An 11059-nucleotide genomic window follows, 5' to 3' on the forward strand; every position below is an offset into this window, starting at 1 on the left:
CCGCAGGCACTCGACGGCGGCCCGCACCCGCGTGGCGGCGGTGTCGAGCCTCTCCCCCGTCTGCGCGGAGACCTGCTCGGCGACGGGCACGTGCCCGCCGAGCAGTTCCCGCCACGCCTCCGCCGTCCGTTCGGTCACCCGCTCGACGGCGCAGCCCACCGTGCCGGCGGCCGCGACGCCCAGGGTCACCCCCGCCGTGTGGGACGCCGAGACCGTACGGCCGCCGCCGGTCTCCGGCCGGCCGTCCGGCAGGTACCGGATCTCGGCCTGGTGGCCCAGCGCCCGTCCCACGGCCACGGCCGTCAGGACCCGGTGCCCCTCGTCCCCTTCCGGGACGTCCGGGTAGTGCGGTTCGACGGCGACCGCGACCCGCGACCCGGTCAGGTCCTCCAGCGTCCGCTCCAGGTAGGAGCCGAGCAGGGGGGTGACCCAGGGGCCGCGCCCGTCCTTCTTCCGCACCGCCTGCAGACGCAGGCCCTCCCATCGCTCGACGACGTCACCGGCGGCGGTGCGCACCGCGATGTCGTAGATGTAGGTGTCGCCGTCGCGCTGCCGCTCGGTGGCGCAGTAGCGCAGCTCCGCCGCCTCGGCCAGCGCGGCGCCGCCGGGGTGCACCCGCTCGATCCCGGTCGGCAGCAGGGTCGCGTCCGGGACGCAGACCTGGTTGCCGTGCATGAGCGCGTCGCGCATGCCCGGGTCGCCGAGCAGCAGCTCGCCTGGGAGGAAGGCGGCGAACCAGTCCCTCGCCTCCACCGCCGCCACGTCGGCGTCGACGTGACGGGCCGCGGCCCGGTGGTAGCGGCGCAGGCGCTGGAACCGGGTGCCCTGGAACAGCACGTCACCGTACATCTCGGCGGCCGGGTCCAGCGGTACCACCGGCAGGCCCTCGCCGACCTGGTCCGGCGGGCCGTCCGGCGCGCCGTCACCGGTGAAGCGCAGCCGCGCGCGGAAGTGGTCCACGTCGAAGCCGGTCTCCGCGCTGCGGATGGCCACCTCGACGGTCTCGTGGCCGGTCACGGTCGCGGCGATCCGGACCGTGGTGCTGCTGGTCGGCGGCACGATGATGGGCCGCAGGAACTCCGCCTGCTCGATCACCGGCACCGTCTCCCACCCGGTGGCCGCGGAGGCCACCTGCGCCATGGCCTCCATGCCGAACACGGCGGGGAAGAGGAGGTTGCCGTCGAGGAGGTGGTCGGCGAGGTAGAGGTCGGTCCCGGCGTTCATCTCGATCTCGGTGACGAGCTCGACGCCGTGGTAGCGGATCAGCGGCCTGTCGACGAAGCGCAGCAGCGGCAGCGACGGCAGGTCGTAGCGGACGGTGTCGATGCCCTCGGTGCGCCCGCTGATCACCACGACGGTGGGCGCGTCGGGGTCGGACACCAGCCGCCGCATGATCTGCACGCCCTGCTCCGGGGAGATCGGCGTGATGCCCTTGCGGGCCAGTCCGTCGACGACCGAGAGCCGCTCGCCCATGCCGACGTCGGACCAGACCGACCATTCCATGCAGATGCTGCGGCACTGCGGGTGCTGCTCGGCGACCTCGCGGGTGAGGTCGGCCAGCCACTCGTTCGCGGTGGCGTAGTGCGCCTCCCCGTGCAGTCCCGCACGGCCGATGATGCTGCCGAAGGACACCAGCAGGCGCAGCCGGCCGGGTTCGACGGCGGCCAGCACGTTGCGCAGGCCGCCCACCTTGGGGGCGAAGGTCCGCCGGAAGGCGGCCATGTCGAGGCTCGCCAGCCCGCCGGGCTCGTTGCGGCCGGCGCCGTGCAGCACGGCGGTGACGGGCCCGAGGGCCGCCTCCACCTCGGCGACCCCGCGACGCACCTGGTCGAGGTCGGTGACGTCCGCCCGGGCGTAGTGCACGCTCACCCCGGAGTCCGCCATCCGCCGGAGGTTGTCGGCCAGTTCCTGGTCGTCGGCCGGATCCGAGCGTCCCAGCACGGCCAGCTTGGCGCCGGTGTCGGCGGCCACCGCCAGCGCGCACTCGGCGGTGATGCCCTTCCCGCCGCCGGTCACCAGCAGCACGTCGGTCCCGTCCAGCGGCTGCCGCGTGCGGGCCGGCCGTACCGGCAGCGCGCGCATCGTCGGCACCCGCCGTACGCCGTCGCCGTCGTAGTGGACCTCGGCGTAGGCCGAGGTCGCGGCCACCTCGGCCACCACCTGGCCGACCGCCTCGGGCCCCGCCGGCACGTGCACGATGGTGGTCCGCAGATGAGGAGCCTCCAGCTGCAACGTCTTGGCCAGGCCGGCCGCGCCGCGGCCGTGCTGGACCAGGACGAACCGGCTGTCCTGCGCGCCGCGGATGGCGGCCTTCGCGCCCAGCAGCGCCTGCTCCACATGCTCCTCGGAGCAGTTCTGCGGCAGGCACACCAGCACGCCGGAACCGACCTTCTCGCGTTCGAGGGCCTGGCGCAGCGGCTCGGCGATCGGGGACTCTCCCGCCCCGAACACCTGCCACTGCCCGTTCTCCTCCGGCGTGGTCCGCGCCGGCAGCGGCAGCTCGTCGAGGTCGACCGCGAACGGCCGGGCCCACGGAGCCGATCCGGCCACCAGCCGGGCCGGTGCGGCACCGGCGGTCTGGGCGTTCTGGGCCAGCGCGTCGAGCGCCTCCGCCAGCTCGCGCAGGCTCGCGGTGGCGAGGTTCGTCGGCGCCTGCGCCGCGGGCACGCCCAGCCGCTGGGTCGCCTGGTCGATGATGTGCATCACCGTGACCGAGCTCAGGTGCAGCTCGTCGAGCGGGTGGCTGTCCTCGCCCACCATCTCCAGCGGCAACTCGGCGCGTTCGGCCGCCAGGCGGCGCAGCAGGTCGACGCTCGACTCCCCGGGCTGCCCCTCCTGTTGCTGCTGCTGTGTGCCGGTGACGACGGTCTTCACGGGCTCCTCGACCTTGCGGACACCTGCGCGGAGCTTGACCTCCGGTGCCTGCTCGGCCGGGCTGGCGAAGAACGTGAACTCGGCGCCGACCTCCAGCGGCCGGATCAGCCGGCCCTGGAAGAGCTCCTCGTGGATGATCGGGACACCGGCGACGTAGGCCGCGCCGGCCACCCGCAGCAGCCCGACCAGCGACTCGTCGTCGGTGTCCAGCGCGACCGCCGGAACCTTCGTCAGGCCTGACGCCAGGCCGCTGAGCACCCGGCCCGGACCGACCTCGACGAACAGGTCGATGTCCTTGGCCGCCAGCTCCACCGCCTGGGTGAACAGCACGGGCTCGGTGATCTGCCGGCGGAGCAGTGCCGGGACGTCGGTGTCCGGCGACAGTTCCTCCCCCGTGACGGTGGAGACGACCTGCCGTTCGATCGGGCCGAACTCCTCGCCGGCGAGCTCGGCGCCGAGGGCGTCGGCCGCCGGCGCCACCAGCGGCGAGTGGAAGGCGTGGGACACCGCCAGGCGGGTCCACCTCACGCCGGCGTCGGAGGCCTTGCGCCCGAAGGCCTCGATCGCCTCGACCGGTCCGGCGACGACGGTCTGCTCCGGCCCGTTGTATCCGGCGATCACGACGGGCAGGCCGGCCGCCAGCCCGGTCACGACGTCCGGCGTCGCGCGGACACCGGCCATGGTCCCCGAGGCGCTGTTGTCGGCCATGGCCCTGCCTCGGACACCCGCCACGTGCAGCAGGGTCTCCTCGTCCATCGCGCCGGCCCACTGCAGCGCCGAGAGCTCGCCCAGGCTGTGGCCGACCGCGATGTCCGCGTCCACGCCGAGGACGGACAGGGCCCGCAGGCCCGCCAGCGAGCCGGTGACGATGCGCGGCTGGGCGACCGCGGTCGCCACCATGTCACCGGTCGTGGGCAGCGCCGCCTTGGCGTAGATCTCCTCGACCTCGGCGAAGCGCCGGCGCAGCGCGCCGCCGCTGGTGCCGCGGCCCGATCCCTGCCCCGGGAAGAGGAAGCCGACCCGGCCGGTGCCGTCCGCGTGGCCCAGGAAGGCCCGGCCGTCCCGTGCGAACAGGCTGCTCTCGCCGGCGTCGAGCGCCTCCAGCACGCGCCGGAGCTGCCGCTCGGCGTCCTCGGGCGAGGAGACGACCACCGCGGCCCGGTAGGGCAGGTCGCGCAGGTCGCGCTGGAGCGTGGCCGCCAGGTCGGAGAGCTGGGCGTAGGACACCTGCGGCACGAAGTCGATCAGCTGGGTGAGCCGCTCGCGCAGCGCCTGCGGTGAGGCCGCGTCGGCGAGCAGCAGCTCCACGTCCTGAAGCGACGAGGCCAGCATCCTGGTACGGCTGGGGAGCGGCACGCGCCGTCGCGGGCCGGTCTTCTCCAGCACGATATGGGTGTTGATGCCGCCGAAGCCCATGGCCGTGACGCCGGCGCGTACCGGTGCGCCGGCCGGCCAGGGCTCGGCCTTGCGCAGCACGCGCAGGGACGACGACTCCTCGGTCAGCACCTCGTGGGGGTCGACGCAGCCGATGGTCGGCGGCAGCACCTGCTCGTGCACCGCCATCGCCGCCTTGATCAGACCGGCCACCCCGGCCGCGGCCTTGGCGTGGCCGATCATGCCCTTGATCGAGGTGACCGCCGCGGGCGCGGCGTCGGGGTCGGCGGCGTGCCTGGCCCCCGACAGCGCGGTGAGCTCCGTCTTGTCGCCGACCGCCGTGCCGGTGCCGTGGCCCTCGAACAGCTCCACGGTCTCGATGCCGAAACCGGCCCGTTCGTATGCCCGCCGCAGCGCGAGCTGGTAGCCGCTGACCTCGGGCCTGGTCATGCCGCCCTTGCCGTCGGAGGAGATGCCCCAGCCGGCGATGGTGGCGTAGACGCGGTGCCTGGCCTCCAGGGCGTCGGCCTCGCGCATCAGCACGACCATCCCGCAGCCCTCGCCCGGCCAGAAGCCGTTGGAGCCGCGGTCGTACAGCCGCATCTCGCCCTTGGCCAGGGCGCCGGTCTTCGCGAAGCCCACGATCTCGAACGGGTCGATGGACAGGTCGACCCCGCCGGCGATGGCGACGTCGACATCGCCGTCGAGGAGTGCCTTGGACGCCGTCGCCACCGACAGCAGCGAGGACGAGCACGCGCCGTCGACGGTGTAGCCGCCCCCGTTGAGGTCGAAGTGGTTGCAGATCCGCCCAGCGATCGTGTTGGAGAGACCGCCGGCCAGGGTGTCCTCGTCGATGGAGGGGAAGGGGTTCTTGTAGGTGACCTCGAAGTCGTCGAGGAACGTGGCCAGCCGGTCGTCGTCCCAGCCCTGCTCCTTGAGCGTCGCGGCGAGCGTGCGGCGCACGTACGGCCAGCGCAGGCGCATCACGTTGGCGCGGGTGAACTCGCCGGTGAGGGTGTTGCCCACGACCACGCTGGTGCGCTCGCGGGGCAGGCCCTCGCCCGAGGGGAAGCCCGCGTCGGCCAGTGCCAGGCTCGCCATGTCGAGCGCGAGCCAGTGCGTGAGGTCGGTCGACCGGTAGGTGCTACCGGCGATCTTGTAGGCGATCCGGTCGAACTCGTAGCCCTCGATGACCGCGGCGTTGCGCGCGTAGAAGCGGTCCGGGGTGGCCGGGTCGGCGTCCCAGTAGTCTTCCAGTCGCATGCGCACGTCGGGCAGTCGGCGGAAGGCGCGGCGACCGGCGAGAGCGTTCTCCCACAGCTCCCTCGGCGATGCGGCGTCCGGGTAGCGGCACGCCATGCCGACGATCGCGATCCTGCTCATACGGCCGCGACCTCCTTCTCAGCGGTCGGCGACCCGGCGGCGGCCGGGCCGGCCACCTGGGCGGCGGCACTGCGCTCCTGCGCCTTGGCCTGCTCGCGGGCCTTGTCGACGATGTAGAGCGACCACAGGAAGCCGCCGCGGATCAGGCAGACGATGGCGGTGGCGAAGAAGATCCCGTAGGGGATGCTCATGCCGGTGAGGATGCCGTAGACCAGGGCCACCCCGCCGCCGAAGGCGAACTGCGACAGCGGCTTGGACGGGCTCGTGCCCGGGTCGGTGATCATGTAGTTGGTGAAGAGGATGAACGCCACCCCGGTCATCATCGCCAGGCCGCCGGGGATGGAGGTGTCCAGGATGAGACCGCGGACGACCGCCTGCAGGGCGAAGACGCCCACCCAGCCGACGATCAGCCACATCCGGTTGGTGAGCTTGGCGTTGAGCATGGTGCCGAAGACGAGGATGACGCCCGGGACGATCCAGTCGATCGGGTTGGAGACGCTCTCGGTGAAGTGGTACGGCGGGGCGATGCTGGCCCAGGGGAAGAGCACCAGGATGACCGCGATGCCGAAGTTGGACGGGTTCATGAAGTGCCGCAGGCGTCCGCGCACCGGTGCCCGCAGCACCCACTTCGTGCCGACCGCGACGAGGACGCCGAATATCAGGACCAGGACCTGGTCGTTGACGTAGATCAGCATGTTCATCGCGAGGCTGGTGATGTGGGCGGGCAGGAGGAACTCCATGAACCCGCGGGCGCCGCCGCCGGTGAAGCGCGGCGGGCGCCCCTCGTTGCGGGCCGAGATGTACTCCAGGCCGATCTCCGCGGTGTAGCCGGTGGCCAGCGCGATCAGGGGCCACAGCCACGGCTGCTCGAATCCGAGGACCGTGTAGCCGAGGATGTTGAAGACCGTCATCGATAGGGCGAACCTGCGCAGGGCCGTGACGACCTTGGGGTCGTGACGCGGCGGATTGTTGGTTTTCTCTGCCATACCGTCACTTCTCCTTGGCCTGAGAGCCGAGCTGAATGGAGTGCCGGCCCGGGGTCAGCTGAAGGGTCTGCTCGTGGAGCTGTCCGGTCCTGTCGCGCCAGCACAGGCTGACCTGCACCGGTCCGGTGACGTTCGGCCCCAGGCCGATGTGCACGTCGTGGCTGCGCCGGCCGGAGTGGCCGCTGCCGCCGTCGACCCGGGCGATGGTCTTGCGCCCGTCCGGCGTGGTGACCGTCACCTCCGCGCCGATCGCGGCCGAGCCCGGGACCGGGAGCGTGCCCGCGGCCGGGGCGCCGGTGGCGGCGGAGCCCTCGTGGGTCAGCTTCAGCCCGAGGAAGGCACCGGGGTTCGGGCTCGTGTTCTGGTAGAACACCGGCTCGTCCCACTGCCGGGCGACCGCGAGGTCGAGCAGGCCGTCGCCGTTGGAGTCGCCGGTGGCCAGGCCCCGGGTGGGCACCGGGATGGCCAGGCCGAGCTGCTCGGAGATGTTGGCGTACCGGCCGTCCTCGTTCTTGGCGAAGAAGGCGAGGGTCTGGTGTCCGGCGACGTCGTCACCGGCCCGGACCTTGGGCCAGGAGCTCGGGTTGCGCAGGACGCCGTCGTTGGCGGTCGCCAGTTCCTGCAGCACCGGCCAGCGGTTGACCTCTCCCTTGACGAAGCCGGTGGCCTGGGCGATCGCCAGGTCGCCGCTGTTGTTGAAGTCGTCGATCTTGACGTCCCAGCCCCAGCCCGTCCAGGCGGTGGACTGCTGGGCGCTGCGGTCCTCCCACGGCGCCTCGCCCTTGGCGAGCTTCGCGCGCAGGTCGGCCCGGTCCTTGGCGGTGGACATGAACTGGAGGTTGCTCTCCTCGATGCCGAACGAGGTGGTGATGTTGCTGACGAACATGTCGTAGATGCCGTCGCCGTTCAGGTCGCCGAAGTCGAGGCCCATGCCCTTGAAGGAGTCGTGGCCGATCGACTTGGACTTGGGGGTGAGCGGCGTGCGCACGCCCTCCACCACCGAGAACTTGATCTCGCCCGGCTTGGACCGGTTGTACAGCAGCCGGTCGGGGCCGAAGTCGTTGGCGAGGTACAGCTCGGGCAGCATGTCGCCGTCGAGGTCCGCGGAGGCCGCGCCGAGCTCCCAGCCCTTGGAGACGTTGGTGGGCAGGACGTGGTCGAGCTTCTGGAAGGTCGCCGACGGCTGCGCGCCCGCGCTGCCGGCGGTCCAGCGGAAGAAGTAGTCCTCGCCGCCGTTGAGGCCCCGGGACATGGAGTCGTTCATCTCCACGCCGCCGTTGACCTTGTCGTTGAGCACCGGGCTGTGCGGGAAGTAGTTGCCGATGAAGATGTCACCGTGCCCGTCGCCGTCGAAGTCGGCGAAGGTGGCCGTGTTGCTGTTCCACAGCGGTCCCGTGTACTCGGTGCCGCCGACGCCCGGCACCAGCTCGGTGGGCAGGTACGCTCCGGCGCCGAGACTCTGCGCGTCGGCCTTGGCCAGGTAGACGATCGGCGTGCGGCCCCACAGGTAGACGAGCAGGTCGGTGCGGCCGTCCTCGTTGAAGTCACCCGGCAGGCAGCCCATCGGGGCCATGGCCTCGTTCATGGGGAGGGCGCCGGGGTTCAGCGCGAACGGCGCGTACCGGCCGGACCGCTCACCGGGCGTGGGGGTGACCACGACCTGGTCGATCCGGGGGTCGGTGATGCACAGGTCGTTGGCCAGGCCGTCCCCGTCGAGGTCGTTCATCGCGACGCCTGCGCCGACCGAGGAGATCCACGCGTCGATGTGCGTGTATCTCTTGTTCACCGCGCGCATCGTCTTCTGGGTGAACCCTCCGGGCATCGCGATGTTCATCGGGGCGAACCCGTACCTGCTCGCGATGTCCGCCTTCTCGTCGGCGGACGATGTGGGCGGGCGGCTCACTACGAACGCGCCCGTCATCAGCACGAGGGCGACGATTCCGGGCAGCTGCTTCCGCAGCCAGCCAGCTGTCGTGGTCACGGACTAACACCTCCAAGGGATACGAGCTCGTTGGCGATGCGCTGCCGCCATACCTCGTAGGCCGGCAGCTGGCCCTGTACCGCCCCGGCAGGGCGGGTTTCGTGAGTGACCCGTGCCGCCTGCTCCGGCGTCGTGCCGCAGATCACCTGCGCCGCGACCTCGTTGTGCGGCACCACCAGGTCGGCCCGGACCCGGGCCTCGGCCGCGAACGCGCTCCCCTGCGCGAGCAGGGGGCGGTACTCCCCGGCACGCTCCCGGAACGCCAGCAGTTCGTCCTCCTGCGCGCCACCGGCATAGGTGGCGGCCAGTCCCGCGCCGCCGTACAGGTCGGCGCGGCGGGACTCGGGGAACCCCTCGATCATGGATGCGACCCGGTCGCCGTCGGTCCCGTTGACGAACCACAGGGCCCGCCCGATGCCCTGGTCGATGGCCCGGTTGGCGTACGACGAGGGGTCGTCGGCCGGCCAGGGGAAACCGGGCGCCTGGTACTGCTCGTGCACGTACTGCTGGGTGCGGAAGTAGGCCTGGTGGAAGCCGTAACCGTCGTGCACGAGCCAGAGCAGCAGCGGGTCGAGCGTGCTGCTCTTCGGCCACAGGAACCGCGGCAGGCGCGCCATCGCCCAGCCGATACCGACGTAGACCATGTAGATGTGGTCGTTGCCGCGTCCCGCCAGGAAGCCGGCGAGTTTGCCCCCGCCCCCGCCTCCGACCGGCATCGCGTCAAGGATGGTGAAGGCCATGCCGGCGCCCTCGTAGGCGAAGCCACGGAACTGCCGGGGGACCTGCTCCAGCCACTCCTCCGCCTCGGCGGGCGTACGTGCCTCCGCCGCGTACGCGTAGCCGGTGAGAAACGTCGCGCCGATGGTCTCCAGCTGTTCCCGGGCCTTCGGGCTCTTCACATGGAAACCACGTGTTTCGAGCAGTGTCTCTGAGATGTCGGGTGTCAGAATGCGGCGTCTCAATGACCGCATAAAACCAGCCAATTTACCTCTCCGCCCCTCAGGTCGCCTCTTATCCAAGGGTTAATAAATCTAGATAAATCTACCCATAGGAGTCGTTCTCGGGTCCACTCCATACGTGCTCACTAGGAGAAACACGGCCGTTTTCCAGGCATGGTCGACCCGATTACCGACTACTGGAAAAATCGCTTTATGCGAAATAACTGATGATGACCACGCGCCGGCGCGGTCAGCTCAGAAGAAGATCCGCGGACGAGGTGAAATGCGAACGGATCCTGCTCCGCCACAGCTCGTACTGCGGAACCGGCCCGGAACCGTGCGGGTCCACGGCGGTGTCGTCGGCGAGCGCGACGGCGTTCTCGATGGACAGGTCCGCGAGGACGGCGGCGGCTGCCTCGGTGTGCGGCGGCACGAACCCGGAGAAGTCACGCGCCTTGACCGCGAACACCACGCCCTGGGCCAGCTCCGCCCGGTGCTCGCCGGCCTCCCGGCGCAGCGTGGCGAGGGCCTCGGTGCCGGCGCCGCCGGCGAACGTCGAGGCCAGGCCGACGCCGCTCCACAGGTCGGCCTGGCGGTGGCCGGCGAAGCGGCCCACGGCGGAGGCGACGTCGGGCACCTGGCCGCCGTGGATGAACCACAGCGCCCGGCCGATGCCCTGGTCCACCGCACGCGGGAAGTAGTCGGGCGAGCCCTCCCAGGGGTAGGAGGCCGGCACCCGCTGCTCGTCGACCCAGCGCCGGGTGTCGAAGTAGGCGCGGTCGAAGCCGTAGCCGTCGACCGCCAGCCAGCTCATCGTCGGGTAGTAGGCCGACCCGCCGAGGTCGGGCATCACCTTCTTCCACAGCGGCCTGGGCAGGCGCGCCATGGCGAACCCGATGCCGATGTAGGTGAGGAAGATATGCGGCTGCCCCGGACCGAGCAGCAGGTCGCGGGTACGGTGACCACGGCCGCCCGCCATCGCGTCAAGGATGGTGAAGGCCATCGTCGCGCCCTCGTAGGCGAACCCGCGCTGCTCGGGGTCCACCATGCTCAGCCGGCGCTCGACCTCCCACTGGTCACGCGCGTCGATTCCCCATTCGAATCCACAGATCACCGCCTGAGGAATCGCTTCCAGGCGCCGTGTGGCGTCCGACGGCGTGACGGGAAATCCCCGCCCTTCGAAACTCACCTCGGCCAGCGACGGCGTCATCAGGAGCCTGCGCAGTGAACCGAACAGCGTCGGCATAAGACCCTCCTCACCTTCCCATTGGCTGGCGGCGGTCACTGGCCATCAGCCGGACCTTCCCATGGTGATATGTGGAATCTGGTGACACATCTCCCGAATTGCGACAATCTGTGATGATTAGCTGCTTAGTAATGCGGCGGAATTCCATGATTTATTAGGTGTCCGCACTGGTGGCGGGGCTCGCCAGACGCCCGGGGGGCCGTCGGCGGGCACCCCGGGGCAGCCCCCAGATCCATCGACCACCGCCCCCAACGCCCGGACACCGGTGCCCCCAACC

General features: G+C 71.2%; 5 protein-coding genes. All 5 read right to left on the bottom strand.

Annotation, left to right across the window (positions count from 1 at the left end):
• A partial coding sequence (locus tag CA984_RS38500; RefSeq protein ID WP_086578318.1) for a type I polyketide synthase occupies nucleotides 1–5631 on the bottom strand: 5631 nt, incomplete at its 3' end.
• Entirely contained in the window at nucleotides 5628–6617 is a 990-nt protein-coding gene (locus tag CA984_RS38505; RefSeq protein ID WP_086578319.1) for an enediyne biosynthesis protein, read from the bottom strand. The genes CA984_RS38505 and CA984_RS38500, both read right to left, overlap by 4 nt.
• Before the next feature lie 4 nt (nucleotides 6618–6621).
• A complete protein-coding gene (locus tag CA984_RS38510) occupies nucleotides 6622–8598 on the bottom strand; it encodes a CRTAC1 family protein (protein WP_086578320.1) in 1977 nt (658 codons plus the stop codon).
• The gene (locus tag CA984_RS38515) at nucleotides 8595–9569 is read right to left on the bottom strand and encodes a DUF1702 family protein (RefSeq protein WP_086578321.1); all 975 of its coding nucleotides are present in this window, start codon (nucleotides 9567–9569) and stop codon (nucleotides 8595–8597) included. Before CA984_RS38515 ends, CA984_RS38510 begins: the two co-directional genes overlap by 4 nt.
• A gap of 217 nt (nucleotides 9570–9786) precedes the next feature.
• Nucleotides 9787–10782, bottom strand: coding sequence for a DUF1702 family protein (locus CA984_RS38520; RefSeq protein ID WP_086578322.1), 996 nt, complete (start codon nucleotides 10780–10782; stop codon nucleotides 9787–9789).
• Between the last annotated feature and the right edge of the window lie 277 nt (nucleotides 10783–11059).

The organism is Streptosporangium minutum (assembly GCF_002149035.1).
GTDB lineage: Bacteria > Actinomycetota > Actinomycetes > Streptosporangiales > Streptosporangiaceae > Streptosporangium > Streptosporangium minutum.

Coding starts and splice junctions, on each gene's coding strand:
- CA984_RS38505 (WP_086578319.1), bottom strand. CDS start 6,617: ATGGCAGAGAAAACCAACAATCCGCCGCGTCACGACCCCAAGGTCGTC.
- CA984_RS38515 (WP_086578321.1), bottom strand. CDS start 9,569: ATGCGGTCATTGAGACGCCGCATTCTGACACCCGACATCTCAGAGACA.
- CA984_RS38520 (WP_086578322.1), bottom strand. CDS start 10,782: ATGCCGACGCTGTTCGGTTCACTGCGCAGGCTCCTGATGACGCCGTCG.